Source organism: Tessaracoccus zhenghani (genome assembly GCF_054552775.1).
The window spans coordinates 379,996-397,694 of record NZ_CM137275.1; the positions used below are offsets into that span (position 1 = coordinate 379,996).

Annotated in this window: 16 protein-coding genes; 12 read left to right on the top strand and 4 right to left on the bottom strand. The window is 67.6% G+C overall.

The window, feature by feature from the left end; genetic code table 11:
* The first annotated feature begins 409 nt into the window (after positions 1-409).
* Genes ACX1DX_RS01875 through ACX1DX_RS01920 form a run of 10 tightly spaced genes read left to right on the top strand, consistent with a single transcriptional unit; the run spans position 410 to position 10,799 of the window.
* Positions 410-1,333 (top strand): ParA family protein, encoded by a 924-nt coding sequence (locus ACX1DX_RS01875; RefSeq protein WP_369819273.1) that lies wholly within the window; start codon positions 410-412, stop codon positions 1,331-1,333.
* Positions 1,330-1,707 carry a hypothetical protein gene (locus tag ACX1DX_RS01880; RefSeq protein WP_076063284.1) on the top strand — a complete coding sequence of 126 codons (378 nt, stop codon included), beginning with the start codon at positions 1,330-1,332 and terminating at the stop codon, positions 1,705-1,707. Before ACX1DX_RS01875 ends, ACX1DX_RS01880 begins: the two co-directional genes overlap by 4 nt.
* Positions 1,704-2,534 carry a segregation and condensation protein A gene (locus tag ACX1DX_RS01885; protein ID WP_076063281.1) on the top strand — a complete coding sequence of 277 codons (831 nt, stop codon included), beginning with the start codon at positions 1,704-1,706 and terminating at the stop codon, positions 2,532-2,534. The genes ACX1DX_RS01880 and ACX1DX_RS01885 overlap by 4 nt, the downstream gene beginning before the upstream one ends.
* On the top strand, positions 2,531-3,133 hold the full coding sequence (gene scpB / locus ACX1DX_RS01890) for an SMC-Scp complex subunit ScpB (protein WP_076063279.1): 603 nt from the start codon (positions 2,531-2,533) through the stop codon (positions 3,131-3,133). Before ACX1DX_RS01885 ends, scpB begins: the two co-directional genes overlap by 4 nt.
* On the top strand, positions 3,117-3,869 hold the full coding sequence (locus ACX1DX_RS01895; protein WP_459397477.1) for a pseudouridine synthase: 753 nt from the start codon (positions 3,117-3,119) through the stop codon (positions 3,867-3,869). The genes scpB and ACX1DX_RS01895 overlap by 17 nt, the downstream gene beginning before the upstream one ends.
* Before the next feature lie 53 nt (positions 3,870-3,922).
* On the top strand, positions 3,923-4,837 hold the full coding sequence (locus tag ACX1DX_RS01900) for a T3SS (YopN, CesT) and YbjN peptide-binding chaperone 1 (RefSeq protein ID WP_459397478.1): 915 nt from the start codon (positions 3,923-3,925) through the stop codon (positions 4,835-4,837).
* Positions 4,838-4,857: 20 nt separating this feature from the next.
* Complete coding sequence (locus ACX1DX_RS01905) at positions 4,858-5,259, top strand: pyridoxamine 5'-phosphate oxidase family protein (protein ID WP_182764905.1); 402 nt, start codon at positions 4,858-4,860, stop codon at positions 5,257-5,259.
* A 3-nt stretch (positions 5,260-5,262) separates the two neighbouring features.
* Complete coding sequence (locus ACX1DX_RS01910) at positions 5,263-6,138, top strand: universal stress protein (RefSeq protein ID WP_459397479.1); 876 nt, start codon at positions 5,263-5,265, stop codon at positions 6,136-6,138.
* Positions 6,135-9,935, top strand: a complete 3,801-nt coding sequence (gene hrpA / locus ACX1DX_RS01915; protein WP_459397480.1) for an ATP-dependent RNA helicase HrpA — start codon at positions 6,135-6,137, stop codon at positions 9,933-9,935. Before ACX1DX_RS01910 ends, hrpA begins: the two co-directional genes overlap by 4 nt.
* A 15-nt stretch (positions 9,936-9,950) precedes the next feature.
* Positions 9,951-10,799 carry an acyl-CoA thioesterase gene (locus tag ACX1DX_RS01920; RefSeq protein WP_459397481.1) on the top strand — a complete coding sequence of 283 codons (849 nt, stop codon included), beginning with the start codon at positions 9,951-9,953 and terminating at the stop codon, positions 10,797-10,799.
* Positions 10,800-10,862: 63 nt separating this feature from the next.
* Here the strand turns inward: ACX1DX_RS01920 and ACX1DX_RS01925 are convergent, their stop codons facing one another.
* The gene (locus ACX1DX_RS01925) at positions 10,863-11,795 is read right to left on the bottom strand and encodes a sigma-70 family RNA polymerase sigma factor (protein ID WP_076063267.1); all 933 of its coding nucleotides are present in this window, start codon (positions 11,793-11,795) and stop codon (positions 10,863-10,865) included.
* A 219-nt stretch (positions 11,796-12,014) separates the two neighbouring features.
* Between ACX1DX_RS01925 and ACX1DX_RS01930 the strand changes: the two genes are divergently transcribed.
* Positions 12,015-13,388, top strand: coding sequence for an RNA polymerase sigma factor (locus ACX1DX_RS01930; protein ID WP_076063266.1), 1,374 nt, complete (start codon positions 12,015-12,017; stop codon positions 13,386-13,388).
* 56 nt (positions 13,389-13,444) lie between these two features.
* Here the strand turns inward: ACX1DX_RS01930 and ACX1DX_RS01935 are convergent, their stop codons facing one another.
* The 3 genes from ACX1DX_RS01935 to ACX1DX_RS01945 form a co-directional block, all read right to left on the bottom strand.
* Positions 13,445-14,434, bottom strand: coding sequence for a bactofilin family protein (locus ACX1DX_RS01935; RefSeq protein ID WP_459397482.1), 990 nt, complete (start codon positions 14,432-14,434; stop codon positions 13,445-13,447).
* A 75-nt stretch (positions 14,435-14,509) separates the two neighbouring features.
* A complete protein-coding gene (locus tag ACX1DX_RS01940) occupies positions 14,510-15,253 on the bottom strand; it encodes a glutamine amidotransferase (RefSeq protein ID WP_076063261.1) in 744 nt (247 codons plus the stop codon).
* The gene (locus ACX1DX_RS01945) at positions 15,250-16,392 is read right to left on the bottom strand and encodes a carboxylate-amine ligase (protein WP_076063259.1); all 1,143 of its coding nucleotides are present in this window, start codon (positions 16,390-16,392) and stop codon (positions 15,250-15,252) included. The genes ACX1DX_RS01940 and ACX1DX_RS01945 overlap by 4 nt, the downstream gene beginning before the upstream one ends.
* Positions 16,393-16,504: 112 nt before the next feature.
* On the opposite strand from ACX1DX_RS01945, the gene ACX1DX_RS01950 reads away from it, so the two are divergent.
* On the top strand, positions 16,505-17,698 hold the full coding sequence (locus tag ACX1DX_RS01950; protein ID WP_076063257.1) for an amino acid aminotransferase: 1,194 nt from the start codon (positions 16,505-16,507) through the stop codon (positions 17,696-17,698).
* Position 17,699: the final 1 nt, after the last annotated feature.

The window sequence follows — 17,699 nt, forward strand, 5'->3', positions numbered from 1 at the left end:
CATACGTGGTCCGGGCTCGCGTCACTTCTATCGGTTCGAAGTGGCTACCGGGCGACGACACGCCGACGAAACGGCAAACTTCCGGTGAATTCCGGTCATTCTGCTGACACGGGGCGAAGAGCGGTGTAGACATGTCCATACGCACTTCCTTTCGGGGAAGAGCGGGAAGGGAAAGTCCTACTTTCGATTGCTGCAGGTTTGATCCAGTAGCACCCCACCCGGCGAGGTGGGTGAGAAAATCCGGATGCCCTTCCAGGCAGGTGGGCCGCCACCACCCGCCACACCCAGGTGGCCTGACCAACTCATACTTGGTCAGGCCACCGCCCTGTTCAGGGCCGCTCGGAAGAAATAGACCAGGGGTGCGTCCACTAGGCTGGTCCCCACTTGCAGAGAAGTAGGAGGCAATGCGGTGGCGGATAGCGGCCTGTTTGAAAAGCCCGAGTTCCAGGTACCGGATGCACCGGGGGAGTCGACCCTCATCGATACCGGTGTGATCGGTCCCACGGGCCGACCCCTCCCAACCTTCCCGGAGCCTGAGCGACCCGCCCCCGGCGCCCCGAAGAACGCCATCATCATGTCGATGACCAACCAGAAGGGCGGCGTCGGGAAGACCACCACGGCCATCAACCTGGGTGCCGCGTTGGCGGAAACGGGCCGCAAGATTCTCCTCGTCGACTTCGACCCGCAGGGGTCCCTGTCGGTGGGCCTCGGCGTGAATCCGCACACCCTGGACCGCTCCATCTACAACCTGCTGCTGAGCCGCGAATACGAACCGCGCGAGGTCATCATGGAGACCACCGTGGCCGGCCTCGACATCCTGCCCAGCAACATCGACCTCTCTGCGGCCGAAGTGCAGCTCGTCAGCGAAGTGGCCCGGGAGCAGACGCTCCAGCGCGTCCTGACCAAGGTGCGCTCCAGCTACGACTACATCCTCATCGACTGCGCTCCCAGCCTGGGGCTGCTCACGATCAACGCGCTCACCGCCAGCGACTATGTCGTCGTGCCGCTGGAGTGCGAGTTCTTCGCGCTGCGCGGCGTGGCGCTGCTGACCGACACGATCGCCAAGGTGCAGGACCGGCTGAACCCGGAGCTCGAGGTCATGGGCATTCTCGGCACCATGTACGACGCCCGCACCCTGCACAGCCGCGAGGTGCTGGAGCGCGTGGTCCAGGCCTTCGGCGACGACGTGTTCCACACGGTCATCCGTCGCACCATCAAGTTCCCGGAGACGACGGTGGCCGGCGAGCCCATCACCACCTACGCCTCGGCTTCCCCCGGCGCTGACGCCTACCGGCAGCTGGCGCGAGAGGTGTTGTTGAGGAGCGAGGTGTGAGCAAGCCCAAGCGCGCCGAACTCCCCGGGGCCTCGGAGCTGTTCCGGCCGACGAGGCAGCCGCGCGAGGCGACGCCGGAGGCACCACCTGCAGAGGCCCAGGCCGCCCCTGCCGTGCAGCCGGTGGCAGAGCTCGCCGCTGACGCGGCCGCACCCGCGCCCACCGGCCGCGTCCGGCACGACCACAAGATCACCGTCTACTTCAGCGAGGACGAGCTGCTCGCCCTCGAGGACGCCAACCTCGACCTGCGGCGCACGCATGGCATCCGTGTCGACCGGGGGCGCATCGTGCGCGTGGCCGTCGCGCACGCGGTGGCAGACCTCGCGGCGCGCGGCGGCGCCAGCGACCTTGTGGCCGAGCTCAGGCAGCAGTGAGCAGAGGACGGGCACAGTCGGAGCAGCGCGACGAGCTGCCGGGCTTCGAGTTGCGGTTGAGCAACTTCGAAGGACCCTTCGACCTGCTGCTCGACCTCATCTCCCGCCGTGAACTGGACATCACCGAGGTGGCGCTCAGCGCCGTGACGGATGAGTTCATCGCCTACGTGAAGTTGGGCGGGGAGGTCTGGGACCTCGACAGGACCAGTTCCTTCCTCGTCGTGGCCGCCACCCTGCTCGACCTCAAGGCGGCCCGCCTCCTGCCCGGAGGTGAGGTGAGCGATCCCGAGGACATCGCGGCGCTGGAGGCCCGCGACCTCCTGTTCGCCCGCCTCCTGCAGTACCGCGCGTTCAAGAAACTCGCCGAGTGGGTGGCGGAGTCGATGAACGGGGCCGAGTCCACGCATTGGCGGCCCGGCGGCATCGAGGAGCAGTTCCGCGGTCTCCTGCCGGAGGTGGAACTGACGCTGACCCCCGACGACGTCGCCCGGCTCGCGGCGGCCGCGATGGTCCCGAAGCCTGCCCCCGTCGTCGAGCTGGGCCACCTGCACGGCAACACGGTCAGCGTCCCGGAGCAGGTCACGCTCATCGCCGAGAGACTGCGCCGCGAGGGGGCGGCCACGTTCAGGTCGCTCATCTCGGGCGCAGACCGGCTCACCATCGTGGTGCGCTTCCTGGCCATCCTGGAGTTGTTCCGGGCACAACAAGTGGCCCTCGAACAGCTCGAACCGCTCGCCGAACTGACGGTGCGGTGGACCGCCGGCGATGAGGCCGCCGTCGAGGTCACCGACGATTACGGACCACAACCCGAACTGGAGGATGCATGAGCACCCACGGCGCCCTCGAGGCCATCCTGCTGATGGCCACTGAGCCGACTACCACGCAGGAGTTGGCCGCAGCGCTCGACCTGACCGTCGATGAGGCCGACCGTTCGCTGGACGAGATCGCCGCCTTCTACGAGGAGAACGGACGCGGTATCCGGCTGCGACGCATCGCCGGCGGCTGGCGCTTCGCGACGGACCCGGCGCTGGCGGACGTCCTGGAGGCCTGGCTGGTCTCGGACCAGCGCTCCCGGCTGACCCAGGCGGCCCTCGAAACCCTGTCCGTCATCGCCTATCTGCAGCCGGTGACCCGCGGCCGGATCTCAGGCGTGCGCGGCGTGGGCGTCGACGGCGTGGTCAAGACGCTGCTCGTGCGCGGGCTGATCACGGAGGCGGGGGAGGACCCCGTCACCGGAGCCATGACGTTCGCGACGACGCCGCTGTTCCTGCAGAAACTCGGCCTGAATTCATTGAAGGAATTGCCGGACTTGGCGCCCATGCTGCCTGACGCCGTAGCCTTGGAAGCTGAGCTGGGACAACTCGCCGCCGCGATGGCGCCTGAGGCCCGGCCCGAGGAGGAACGCGAAGATGAACGACCAGCCTGACAACGAAAAGACCGAGGGCATCCGCTTGCAGAAGGTGCTGGCCTCGGCCGGCCTCGCATCGCGGCGTGCCAGTGAACTCCTCATCGAGGAGGGACGGGTGGAGGTCAACGGCAAGATCGTCACTGAGCAGGGCATGCGCGTCAATCCCGAGACGGACCACATCCGGGTGGACGGCTCGCGCATCCCGCCGCCGCGCCACAACCTGTACCTCGTGATGAACAAGCCGCGGGGTGTCGTCTCCACGATGGAGGACCCGGAGGGGCGCAAGACGCTGCTCGACTACCTGCCCAGGCTGCGGGAGCGGATCTTCCACGTCGGCCGCCTCGACACCGAGACCGAAGGGCTGATCCTGCTGACCAACGACGGCGAGTTCGCCCACCGCATGGCGCACCCCAGCTACAAGGTCACCAAGACCTACACCGTGCAGGCTGCGGGAGTGATGGACAACCGCACCATCAAGCGCCTGGAGAAGGGCGTCACGCTCGAGGACGGCCCCGTCAAGCCGGACAAGGTCAAGCTCGTCTCCCGTGCCGCCAACAGGACGCTGATCGAGGTCTCCCTGCACGAGGGCCGCAACCGCATCGTCCGCAGGATGTTCGACACGGTCGGCCACCCCGTCGACCGCCTGGCCAGGACCGCGATCGGTCCCGTCCGGCTCGGCAACCTGCCGGTGGGTGAGATCCGGGAACTGACCAGGGAGGAACTGGGCGAACTGCTCGACCTCGTGGGCATGTGACCTGGCCGGGCCAACAGACGGGTGCGCTAGGTTGAAGGTCAAGGAGGTGGCCCATGGCCGGGTACGAGGACTTTGACTTCGACTTCGACGCGACCCAACAGGGCGCCTGGGAGGAGTTCACCACCCGCCTCGACGAGGTGTTGTCGGTGATGGATTCCACCGCGGACCTGACGATTTCGGTGGCTTCGGCCAGGAAGCCCGGCGACGGGGAGGCCGACGAGCCCCCCGGCATCCGGTTTTCCGTGATTGAACCCGGGGTGATCGCCGCCTACGTCAAGGGGCCCGACGGCGGGGCGCCCACAGAGGCGCAGGCCGAGGGCCTGCACCGCCTGGCATGGGACCAGCCCAATAACGAGTGGGACACGTTCCACACCGTCGTGGACCAGGAGAACTCGGCGGCCCTGGCGCAACTCGCCACCGAGACCCTGGCGGAGGTGTTCGGTGTGCTGCACCCCATCTTCCTGGAGCCGGACCAACTGGCCGAGATTTTGAAGGGACAGACCGACTGGGTGCCGCTGACGCCCAAGCCGCTCAGCAAGGACCAGATGGCCGTCATGCCGGCCAACCGGACGGACCTGGACCACCTCGTGGACCACGAGTTGGCCAAGGCCTACGGGCATCCGCCGCTGCGCAATGACCAGGGTGACGTCGCCATCCGCGTGGGGTCCACCATGGTCTTCCTCCGTTCCACACCGGACGCGGCGGAGCTCGTGCTGTTCTCGGCGCTCGTGCATGAGGTGGGCGGCCGTTCGCGGGCGTGTGAGGTGCTCAACGACCTCAACGTCGAGGCCCGCTACGGACGTTTCGCGCTGCACCGGGACCGCGTCTTCGTGCAGATCTCCGTGGCCGCGAAGCCCTTCGTCGCGGCCCACCTGCACCAGGCGTTACTCCACCTCAGCCAGATCGCCGACGGCATCGACGACGCGTTGGCCACCAAGCTGGGCGGCCGCACCACGTTCAACGGCTGACAAGCGATACAGTTTGAGATATGACCGATCCGCAACAGGTGACCTACTTCTCCCGGCTCGATGGCGACGAATGTTGGGCGTTGCTGAGTGAGACCGTGATCGGTCGCATCGCTTGGCAGGGCGACGACGGAATCATCGTGGTCCCCGTGAACTACCAGGTCGTGGATCGCACCATCATCTTCCACACCGACACCGATTCCAGCCTCGCGAAGCTCGCCGACGGCAGGAAGGTCTCGTTCCAGGTGGACGAGATCGACCCGGATTCGGCCATCGGTTGGTCCGTCCTGGTGCAGGGCACCGCCGGGGCGGCGGACCCGGCCGTGACGAACAAGAGCTGGCTCGACGGTGACCTCGCCGTCGGTATTGCCGTGACCGCCTCGTCGATCGACGGGCGTGTTGTCTCCGGAACGAAGAAGGGCTGAGTCATGAACGAAAAGACAGCTCCGCTGGTTGTCGTCGGCGTCGACGGAAGTGATGACGGTCTGCGGGCCGTGCGCTTCGGCACCGGTGCCGCCCTCCGGATCAACGGCGAACTGCTGCTGGTCAACGCCGTCGATGACACGCTCATGGCCGGCGCCTGGGGTGTCGTCTACGACCCCGAGGTGCTCCAGTCCGCCGGAATCACCGCCAACGAACAGGCCCGGGACGTGGCACTGAGCATGGGGCTGCCGGAGCACCGCATCAAGACTGAGGTCGTGATGGGCTCGCCGGGCGGCGTGATGGCCAGGCTGAGTGAGGTCGCCGAGCTGGTCGTCGTCGGGCGCCGCGCGGCGTCCGGCCTCGAGCGCATGTTCGTCGGCTCCACCTCCGTGGCCGTGGTGGCCAACGCCTCGTGCCCCGTGGTCGTCATCTCCGCCGCGGCTCACCCTGACCCCATCGGTGGCCGTGGCATCGTCGGTGTCGGGCTGCAGACGAGCCCGGGATCCGAGAAGACACTGGAAGCCGGCTTCCAGCAGGCCCAGCGCCTCGGTGCGCGCCTCGAGGTCGTGCACGCCATCCAGCCCCCGGTGGGCCTGTTCGCCCGCAAGCTTTCGCCGAACGAACTCGACGAGCAGGTGCGCTTCGCGAAGGGTGGCATCGAGGCGATCGCCAACGAGGTCGCGCAGTCCTACCCCGACGTCCAGTACCGCGTCGAGGTGGCGGCAGACAGCCCCATCAACGAGTTGGTCAGCCGCAGTGCGGGCTACGACCTGCTGGTGGTCGGCGTGGGCGATTCACACATCCCGGGCCTCTCCCTGGGCGGCCTCATGCGTGGCCTGTTGGCCCACGCGGAGTGTCCGCTGTTCGTCGCGCGCGGATGACTGAGGCCCCCACCGAGCCCACCGTCGAGGTCGATCCGCAGCTACCCATCGCTGCGGAGGCCGAGCACATCGCTGAATTGATCCGCCGGAACCAGGTGGTCGTCGTCGCGGGCGAAACTGGCTCCGGCAAGACCACCCAGCTGCCCAAGATCTGCCTGATGGCTGGGCGCACGCGCATCGCGCACACGCAGCCCCGGCGGATCGCGGCACGCACCGTGGCGCAGCGCATCGCGGATGAGTGCGGCGTCGAGCTGGGCGACTTCGTCGGGTACCAGGTCCGCTTCACCCGCAAGGTGACGGCGGCCACGCGCATCAAGGTGATGACCGACGGCATCCTGCTGTCGGAACTCACCCACGACAGGCTGCTCAGCCGGTACGACACGATCATCATCGACGAGGCGCACGAGCGCAGCCTCAACATCGATTTCCTCCTGGGCTACCTGAAGCAGTTGCTGCCGAAGCGCCCGGAGCTGCGGGTGATCGTGACGTCGGCCACCATCGACACGGCCCGCTTCTCGGAACACTTCGGCGACGCCCCGGTCGTCGAGGTCTCCGGCCGCACCTACCCCGTCGACACCAGGTACCGGCCGCTGGACGAGGGCCAGGACGAGATCGACGGAATCGTGGGGGCCGTCGAGGAGATCCTCACCGAGCCTGGCGGCGGCGACATCCTCGTGTTCCTCAGCGGGGAGCGCGAGATCCGTGACGCGGCGGAAGCCATCGAGGGCCTTGGGTCCGGGCTGGAGGTGCTGCCGCTGTTCGCGCGGCTGTCGGCGGCAGACCAGCAGAAGGTGTTCTCAGGACACAGCCGACGAAGGGTCGTGCTGGCCACCAACGTGGCCGAGACCTCCATCACCGTGCCGCGCATCCGCTACGTCATCGACACGGGCCTGGCCCGCATCTCGCGCTACTCGACGCGCACCAAGGTGCAGCGGCTCCCCATCGAACCGGTGTCGCAGGCGTCGGCGAACCAGCGCGCCGGCCGCTGTGGTCGTCTCGGCCCCGGCATCGCGATCCGGCTCTACTCGGAGGAGGACTTCGAGTCGCGGCCCACATACTCAGATCCGGAGATCCTGCGCACCAACCTCGCCACCGTGATCCTGCTGATGGCCCAGGCTGGCCTCGGTGACGTGGAGAGCTTCCCGTTCGTGGAGGCCCCCGTGCTGGGCCAAATCAACGACGGCGTCCGCGTGCTCAGCGAACTCGGCGCGATCCACCCCCGCCCCCGGCACGCCCAGGTGCGGCTCACGCGCACGGGCCGCATGCTGGCCCGGATGCCGGTGGACCCCCGGCTTGGGCGCATGATCATCGAGGGCGCCCGCCGTAGGACGCTGGCCACCGTGCTGGTGCTCGTGGCAGGCCTCACGGTGCCCGACATCCGGGAACGCCCGGCGGAGTTCCAGACCCAGGCGGACCAGCTGCACCGCCGCTTCTGGGGCATCGAGGCGAAGCCCGACGCCGAGGGCGAGGCGCCCAAGCGCCACACGGCCCATACCGGAACACGCAAGGAAGCCGCGCCCAGGCCGTCGCTGGAGGGCGGCGATTTCGAGGCCCTCCTCAACATCTGGAACTACCTGCACGAGCGTCGACGCGAGCTCTCGGGCAACCAGTTCCGCCGGATGTGCCGCGCCGAATACCTCAACTTCGTGCGGTTCCGCGAGTGGGAGGACCTCGTCTCCCAGCTCCGGGAGGCGGCCAAGGAACTGGACCTCGACACCCGCGGCCACGGGCCGACCGACCAGGTGCTCAGCAGCCTGTTGAGCGGGCTGCTCTCCAACGTGGGCGTGGCCGAGGAGCAACGGGGCAAACGCGAGCCGGGCAAGCGTCGGCCGCTTCAGGAGTACCAGGGCACCCGCGGTGCGAGGTTCGCGATCCAGCCGGGGTCCGCGCTGGCCAAGTCCACCCCGCCGCTCGTGATGGCCTTCGAGCTGGTGGAGACCTCCCGCCTGTGGGCCCGCACCGTGGCTGGGATCAAGCCGGAATGGGTGGAGGAGGTGGCGGGCCCCCTGCTGACCCGCACCGTGTCTGAACCGGTGTGGTCGCAGCGCTCGGCCAGCGTGGTGGCCAACGAACGGCTGACGCTCTTCGGCGTACCGATCGTGGCGGGTCGCCGCACCGACTACGCCAAGGACCACCCCGAGGAGGCGCGCGAGATCTTCCTGCGCACCGCGCTCGTCGAAGGGGAGTGGGTCACCCGCAACCCCGTCGTACGGGACAACCGGGCGGTGATCCAGGAGGCGGAGAAGATGACCGACCGGATGCGCCGGCCGGACCTCCTCATCTCCGACGAGGCGCTCTACGCCTTCTACGACGCACGGGTGCCCAGCGACGTGGTCTCCGGGGCGACCTTCGACAAGTGGTTGCGCTCGACGCCGAAGAGTGACTGGCCGTTGCTGATGATCGACGACGCCATCGTCGACGCCACCCAGTTGCGGCCCAACGACTTCCCCGACAGGTGGACGTTCGGCGAGCACAAGCTGCCCATCGACTACACGTTCGATCCGGGGGCCGGCAGCGACGGAGTGACGCTCAAGCTGCGCCTCGAGCTCCTCGGCCAACTCGACTCCGACGAGTTCTCCTGGCAGGTGCCGGGCCTGCGGCGGGAGTTGGCCACCGAACTGATCAGGTCACTGCCCAAGTCGGTGCGCACCAACTTCGTGCCCGCGCCGGATTTCGCTGCCAGGGCGCTGGCCTGGCTCGACGAGCGAGGCCAGGTGGGGGAGGGCGCCTTCACCGACGCGCTGGCCCGGGCGCTCACCGCGCTCACTGGAGTCGTCGTCGAGGGCCTTCAGTTCGCGCCGGAGGCCGTGGGCAGGCACCTGCGTCCCACCTACGTGGTCCTCGACGAGGACCGTGAGGTGGCCCGGGATGTCGATCTCGAGGGGCTGCGGCGGAAACTGTCGCCCAAGGTGGCCGCGAAGCTGACCGCCTCCGCGGGAGACAAGGCCGCCACCGGACAGAAGTCGTGGACGTTCGGCGACGTGCCGCGCGAGACGACCGTCGGCAAGGGCGTCGTGGGGTACCCGGCGCTCGTGGACGAGGCCACCGCTGTCGGACTGCAGGTCTTCGACTCGGCGGCGCGGGCAGAGGTTTCGCACGCCCTGGGCGTCCGGCGCCTGCTGACCCTCACCAACCCGGATCCCACCAAGTGGGTCGTGTCCCACCTGGGGCGCGTCGAGAAGTTGGCGTTGGCGGACTCCGCCTACCCGAAGGTGCCGGAGTTGCTGGCCGACGCGTGGCTCAAGGCCTGCGAACAACTGGCCCTCCAACAGGGTCCGCTCGACGGCGTGCGCACCGAGGCCGACTACCGTCGGGTGGCGCTGGAGGTGCGGCAGGAATGCCCCGGCCGGACGCTGCAGGTGGTCAACACCGCCGCGCATGCGCTGACGGCGGTGACGCAGGCACGGATCCTTTTGGGCGCCCTGCCTGCCAGCGATGCTTTACGTTCCGACGTGAGCGCGCAGCTGGACAACCTGTTCTTCAACCGCTTCATCTCGGCCACGCCGGATCCCTGGTTCGCGCACCTTCCGCGCTATGCCCAGGCCGCCGTCGTTCGACTGCAGGCGGCGGCGGCCAATCGCGCCCGCGACGACAAGGTCGCCGTCGAGCTGTATGACGTCGAGGACGCCTACGCGGAGCTCACCGAACGGCAGCCGCCCGGCCCCCTCAGCCGTGACGTGGAGGAGATCGCGTTCCTCATCGAGGAGTTCCGGGTCAGTCTGTTCGCCCAGCAGTTGCGCACCGCCGTTCCCGTCTCGGCCAAGCGCATCCGTCAGGCCATCCGGCAGGCTGGCTGAACCCGTTGTGGCACGATGGAACCCGTGCCTAAAGACGTCGCTGAACTCATTGCCCTTTTCGACCTCAGAGAGACCGGGCAGTCGAGTTTCCGCGGGCCGCACCCCCAGACCTATCTTCAGCGGCTCTTCGGGGGGCAGGTGCTCGGCCAGACCCTGGTGGCGGCCGCACGCACCGTCCCACCCAGCCGGCGGATCCACTCCCTGAACGCCTACTTCCTGCGCCCGGGGGCCAACGACGCCCCGCTCGACTTCGAGGTCGAACTGGTGCGCGACGGGAACACGTTCAGCAACCGCCGTGTCGTGACCCGGCAGGGCGATCGGGAAATCTTCATGATGACGGCCTCGTTCCAAGAACCCGAGGAGGGCCTGGACCATTCGGCCTCCCCACCTCACGATGTCGCCGTGCCTGACGCCAGCCCGCCGCTGCGCGAGGTCCTCGAGCGCCGCTTCGGGGCGCCGTTCAAGCTGCTGGCCGAATGGGACGCGCTCGACGTGCGGCTGGCCGCGCGGCCGGACCGCACGGATTCCGGTGGCTCCATGAAGGCGTGGGTACGCACCCGCCAGCCCATGCCCGACGACCCGGTGCTGCATGCGGCGGTGCTGGCCTACCTCAGCGACATCACGCTCCTCAGCGTCACCACCGTCCCCCACGAGGTGGAGTTCCTGTCGCCGCAGATGCAGGCGGCCTCCATCGACCACGTGATGTGGTTCCACCGCCCCGTGCGGGTGGATGAATGGCTGCTGTACGACATGCTCTCGCCTTCGGCCTCACACGCTCGCGGGTTCGCCACCGGCAGGCTGTTCCAGGACGGTCAGGCGGTGGCCAGTTGCGCCCAGGAGGGGCTCATCCGGGTCGTGACATAGGACACGGCCCGTGCCCTGGGGGAAAGGCACAGACCGTGTCCGGATCAGAGGTGACCTGCTCGGTCAGGCGGCGATACCGTGCGATTCACGCATCGTCGCCAACGCGGCACGCTCGATTTGGCGCACGCGTTCCGCGGTGATGCCCCAGTGGCTGCCGATGTCTGCCAGCTTGGCCTGCCGGCCGTCCAGCAGCCCGTAGCGGCGGCGCACCACGTCCTGCGAACGCTCGTCGAGGTCTGAAAGCATCCCTTCGAGGCGCGCGCGCTCTTCAGCGTCGAGCACCATCTCGTCGGGGCCGGGGGCGGTCTCGCGGGCGATCAGGTCACCCAGAGCGGTGTCGCCGTCAGCCTCGACCGGGGCGTCGAGCGAGACGTGGTCTCGGGAGTAGCGCAGGAGGTCCACGATGCGGCTCTCCTCGAGGCCCAGTTCTGCGGCGATCTCAGTGATCTCCGGTTCCCGGCCCAGTTCGCGCTCAAGGTTGCGACGCGTGGCCGAGACCTGGTTGACCTGCTCGGCGACGTGCACCGGGAGGCGCACGATGCGGCTCTGCTGGGCGATGCCGCGCGAGATGGCCTGGCGTACCCACCAGGTGGCGTACGTAGAGAACTTGAAGCCCTTGGCGTAGTCGAACTTCTCGACGGCGCGGATCAGGCCGGTGTTGCCCTCCTGCACGAGGTCGAGCAACGGCATCTGGGCGCGTCCGTAGCGGCGTGCCACGGAGACCACGAGCCTCAGGTTGGCCTTCACGAAACGCTGGACGGTACGTTCACCCTCCGCGGCGAGTTCGCGCAGTTCGTCCTCGGTGGCCTTGACCGTGGTGTCGATCTCACCGTCGAGGATTTTCTGCGCGTAGAGCCCGGCCTCGATGGCGCGGGCGAGTTCAACCTCTTCCACAGCGGAGAGCAGGGGAGTCTTGGCAATTGCGTCGAGGTACAGGCCAACGGAGTCCTTGCCCTCGATACCTTCGGTGCTTCGCATGCGCGCAGTACGATTCATATTCTTCAGACCTTTCGCCAGTCGTCACCCATATCAACGAAAGCGGCGCGGAGTTGGTTCCATCGGTTTTCCGCAGGGAACAGAAATCATCCTCAAGTACCAGCGGATCCCTGAGGGCGCCAGGGGGTCGGGTCCACCGATTGGTTTGAAGGGGAACATCCACCGTGCAAGAATGGACGGTGCGTCACCCTTGACTGAGGCGGGGCGGCGCATGCGCAAATTGCAGTCGACGGCCTCGAGAGGACCACAGTGACCGAGAACGCTGAAGGCACCGGCAAGACACCCCGTACCCGCCGGAGCACGAAGAGCGCCGCCGCTGAGGAAACGCCGGCCGTGAAGCGGACCACCACGCGTAAGCCTGCTGCAGCCAAGACTGCTGCCGCCACCAAGACGACGGCCACCCGCCGCACCACCGCGGCGAAGGCCGCCTCCGCCAAGAAGGAGCCGACCATCGCGGAGGCCTCCACCGGCGAGGTCGAGGTTCAGTTCCAGCGAGATGGAGACGACGTGGTGCTCACCGTGGGCGGAAAGAAGCGCACGCTCGACGACGTGGACGAGGCGACGTTCAACGAGGTCGAAGTGGCCAAGGACGAGAAGGAACTCGTCGAGGAGGAGCAGGGCTTCGCCCTCTCGGATTCGGACGACGCGGACGAACCCGAACAGCAGGTCGTCTCCGCCGGAGCCACCGCTGACCCCGTCAAGGACTACCTCAAGCAGATCGGCAAGGTGGCGCTGCTCAACGCCGTCCAGGAAGTCGAACTCGCCAAGCGCATCGAGGCCGGCCTCTTCGCCGAGGAACAGCTCTCGTCGGACACCCCGCCCCCCACGAGCCAGGACGTCGAAGACTTCCAGTGGATCGCCGAGGACGGCCGCCGCGCCAAGAACCACCTCTTGGAGGCCAACCTCCGCCTGGTGGTGTCGCTGGCCAAGCGTTACACCGGCCGCGGAATGCTCTTCCTCGACCTGATTCAGGAGGGCAACCTCGGCCTGATCCGCGCGGTGGAGAAGTTCGATTACACCAAGGGCTACAAGTTCTCCACCTACGCCACGTGGTGGATCAAGCAGGCCATCACGCGCGCCATGGCAGACCAGGCCCGCACCATCCGTATCCCGGTGCACATGGTGGAGGTCATCAACAAGCTCGCCCGCGTCCAGCGCCAGATGCTGCAGGACCTAGGCCGCGAACCAACCCCCGAAGAGCTCGCCGTCGAACTGGACATGACGCCGGAGAAGGTTGTCGAGGTCCAGAAGTACGGGCGCGAGCCCATCTCACTGCACACCCCGCTCGGCGAGGACGGCGACTCCGAGTTCGGCGACCTCATCGAGGACTCCGAAGCCATCGTCCCGGCGGACGCGGTCAATTTCACGCTGCTGCAGGAGCAGCTCAACGACGTCCTCGACACGCTCAGCGAGCGCGAGGCGGGCGTCGTCCAGATGCGCTTCGGCCTCACCGACGGGCAGCCCAAGACCCTCGACGAGATCGGCAAGGTCTATGGCGTGACGCGTGAGCGCATCCGCCAGATCGAGTCCAAGACCATGTCGAAGCTGCGCCACCCGTCGCGCTCGCAGGTGCTGCGCGACTACCTAGACTGACCGCAGCAAAAACAAGAAGGCCACCCGGAGCGGGTGGCCTTCTTGCGTGAGCGGGGTCAGTTGAAGCGGACCATGTTGTTGAGGATCTCCTTCTCCACCCAGACGTAGCGGCCGCCCCGGTTCTCGACGACATCTGCGCTGGCGTAGGTGCGGCAGCCGTTGCGGCCGGTGAGTGCGGTGTCGCACTCGGTGCGCCAGGTGCGGCCGCCGTCGGTCCACGTGTACCTGCCGCCCACCACACCGTTGGCGGCGAGCGGGTTGTTCTTCCAGATAGAGCGGGCGGTGGCCTTGTACGTCAGGTTGTTGAACGCCCAGCCGTTCACCTGCACGAAGCGGCCGCGGTCGTCGTCATCGCCGTCATCCCACTTGACGATGGTGGCCTGGATCTCGGTGCGGCACCGCTCAGTGGCGGAGTACGGCTCGCAGACCGTGCGCCAGCGGCGGCCGTTGACCAGGTGCTCACCGGGCGTGATGTAGATGTCGACGGCAGGCGCGCTCGGGGAGGGGCTCGGAGCAGGGGCGGTGCCGGTGAGGCCGCGGCACTGGTCCTCTGCCGAACCCTTCACGACGTTGCCTGCGCCGGTCGGGGCCGGGAGATTCTCCTTGCACTGCAGGTTGCCGTCGACGACGTTGTTGTTGACGCTGATGGCGGCGCGGTTCTCGAAGAGCTGCACGTCCCCACCCACGCGGGCGCCGTTGATCGTGACGGCGCCGGTGGCGTACTTGACCTGGATGTTGCCGTTCACGCGGGCACCGGAACGCACCACGACGGAGACCGGCGACTTGCTCTCGGCCTGCACGCTCCCGTCGACGTAGCCGCCGTTGATGGTGACGGAACTTCCCGCGCCCAGGATGACGTTGCCCTGTGTGGTCACGTCCGTGAGGGTGCAGGAGGCGCCGGCGGGGACGATGACGTTGTCGTCGCCCACATTCCGGCCGGAGAGTGTGCCGGTGCAGGTGACGTCGGCGGCGGCCGTCTGGGCGGTGACCGCCAGGCCGGTGAGGGCGAGGGCGGCTGATGCTGCCACGCTCAGGAGTCGCTTCATCGGGGTTCCTTTCGTCGGTCGGCGTTGATCGCCGTGGGAACCACTCAACCGGGCGTCACTGAAGCGTGGATGGGTTCAGGATGAGAGATCTCTCATCCTGGCGATCGCGACGAAGTTCGTCAGCATCCGGTGCACCGCAGGAGTCGGTTGCGTGGTGAGCGCGTAGTGGACCAGCGTGTCGGTTTCGGCGGGCTCGAAGTAGCCGGCGTCACGGTAGATCCGGATCCGGTCTGCGAGGCCCCGGGAATCGAGCTCGGGATGGAACTGGGTGGCGTAGACGTTGCGCCCCACCCGGAACGCCTGCACGGGGCACGCGGTGCCGGTGGCGAGCAGGGTGGCGCCGGGTGGGAGCCTCCTGCACGCCTCCTTGTGACCCACGAAGGCTTCGAACTGGTTCGGGACGCCGTCGAAGATGGGGTCCTTGTGGCCCTCGGACGTGACCGTGGCCACCGTGGTGCCCACCGCTTCACCGAAGGTGCGGTCCACCACCCCGCCCAACCGGTCAGTGAGGGTACCGACGCCGTAACACAGCCCCAGGAACGGGAAGTCGCGCTCCACCACCTCGTCGATGATCCCGTTGAGGTCGGCCTCGACCCGCCGCTGCAGTGGCGACTTCTCAGTGTCGCTCGCGTTGAAGGGACCTCCGCCGAGGAAGATGCCGGCGTAGTCGTCGAGATCCAGTTCGGGCAGGGGCTCATCCTCCACCCGCAGTTGGACGAGGTCTGCGTCGGTCAGTTCGGAGAGCCGCACCACCGCCTCGCGTTCGCCCTCCGCCGCGTCGTCCTCCGGCCGGGTGCTGAGCAGCAGGAACGGTTTCACGTGGCCTCCTTGAAATGCGGCTTACCCGCGCGCAGTTCGTCGACGATGGATCTGGTGACGGCACGCATGTCGCCATCGGTGGCCGCGGCCACCCGGCGCTGCCGCAGGTAGCCGGGGCCCTTCTCGACCAGTTCGCGGACGTGCTCGAACTGGGCGTGACAGCCCAGATCCTCCGCGACCGGCCCCAACTTGTCGAGCCAGTAGAGGATCCCGTCGGTGGCATGGATGATGTGCTCGTCCTTGCGGACGCTGATGATGTCTGCCGAGAGCCCGTAGCGGGCAGCCCGCCATTTGTTCTCCCGCATGAACCAGTGGGGGAGCCTGTCGAGGACCTCGCCGCTGGCCAGGATCCGCGACATCCGCTCGACGAGCGTCTGGCTGAGGGCCGCCAACGCCCCGATCTCCATCAGGGTGGGCACCGAATCCATGATGCGGTTCTCGACCGTGCCCCACTGCGAGGGACGCACGTCCCATCGGATCTCGGAGGGGTTCTGGATCATGCCCGCGCCTTCGAGTTGGGAGGCGAAGGTTTCGAGTTCCTTCCAGTCGGCCATGTGGTACGGCAGACCGTTGGTGGGCAACTGCTGGAAGACCATGGTGCGCTGCGAGGCGAACTTCGTGTCCTCGCCCTGCCAGAACGGCGACGAAGCAGACAGCGCGATGAAGTAGGGAGTGAAACGCGACAGGCCGTAGACGATGGGGAGCGCCTTGTCCCTCTTGTCGATGCCGACGTGGATGTGGAGCCCGTTGATGGCCATCTGCTGGCCCCACCAGCCGTTGCGGTCCGTCACGCGGCGGTACTGCGGCTTCTCGTAGGGACGCTGGTGGGCAGGGTTGCCGAACGGGTGGGCACCCGCCCCCAGCAGGGTCATGCCGCGGGGTTCGAGGACGGAGAGTGCCCAGTCGCGCAGGCGCTCCATCTCCGCCACGGCAGAGGCCACCGTCGGGTGGACGCCGGTGACGAACTCCACCATGGACTGCAGATACTCACCCCGGATGGGGCCGTCGACGGGGTCTTCGACCTTCTCCAGCAGTAGCGGCGCGCCCGGCACCTGCTCAAAGGTGGTGGTGTCGACGATGGCGAGTTCCCACTCGATGCCGATGGTGGACTGCTTCGACTGGCCGAACTTGATCTTCATCGGGCCTCCCCGGACGGTTAGTGCGCAGATTAGTCTACGGCGGTGGATTGCCCCCGGTCGTTTCGCGCATCGGCGTTAGGCTTGGGGACGCGCCAAGAAAGAGAGGTCTCCCATGTCGTTGTTCGATGCCGTTGAACTCGCCCCCGCAGATCCCATCCTCGGACTGACCGAGGCCTACAACGCCGATACCAAGCCGGACAAGGTGAACCTGGGCGTGGGCGTCTACCTCAACGAGCACGGCAAGCTGCCGCTCCTGGAGTGTGTGCGCATCGCCGAGCAGCGTCTCGCGGAGGAGGGCAAGCCCAAGGCCTACCTCCCCATCGACGGCATGCCCGCCTACCGCGACGCTGTGCGGGAACTCGTCTTCGGTACCGAATCCACCGCGCTGGCTGAGAACCGCGTCGTGACGGTGGAGTCGCTGGGCGGCACGGGAGCGCTCAAGGTGGGCGCGGACCTGCTGAAGCAGATGAACCCGTCGGCCACCGTGCTGCTGTCAGACCCCAGCTGGGAGAACCATCGCGCGCTGTTCAGCCGCGCCGGGTTCCGCGTCGACACTTACCGGTACTACGACGCCGAGGCCAAGGGCCTCAACTTCGAGGGGATGCTCGCAGACCTCCGACGTGCCGATGCCGGCACCATCGTGGTGCTGCACGCCTGCTGCCACAACCCGACGGGCTACGACCTCGTCGAGGAACAGTGGGACCAGGTCATCGAGGTGCTACGTGAGCGCAACCTTGTGCCGTTCCTCGACATGGCCTACCAGGGCTTCGGGTTCGGTCTGGAGCGCGACGGCGCGGTCGTCGGCCGTTTCGTCGACGCGGGTCTGGAGTTCTTCCTGTCGACCTCGTTCTCGAAGTCGCTCAGCCTGTACGGCGAGCGCGTCGGCTCACTGTCGATCGTGACCGTTGACGCAGACGCGGCCAAGCGGACGCTGTCGCAGGTCAAGATCTGCATCCGCACCAACTACTCGAACCCCGCCACCCACGGCGCCGCCATCGTCGCGGCGGTGTTGTCGGATCCAGCGCTCCGCGCCAAGTGGGGCGAGGAACTCGGCGAGATGCGCGAGCGGATCAAGCGCCTGCGTCAGGACCTGGTGCAGCAACTCGAGGCACGCGGCATCACGGACATGGGGTTCATCGCCGAGCAGATCGGCATGTTCAGCTACTCCGGGCTGACCAAGCAGCAGATGGTCGCGATGCGCGAAGATCACGGCGTCTACGGCACCGACTCGGGCCGGATGTGCGTGGCGGCGTTGAACGAGGGCAACCTCGGCAAGGTTGCCGACGCGATCGCCGCGGTGCGCTGAG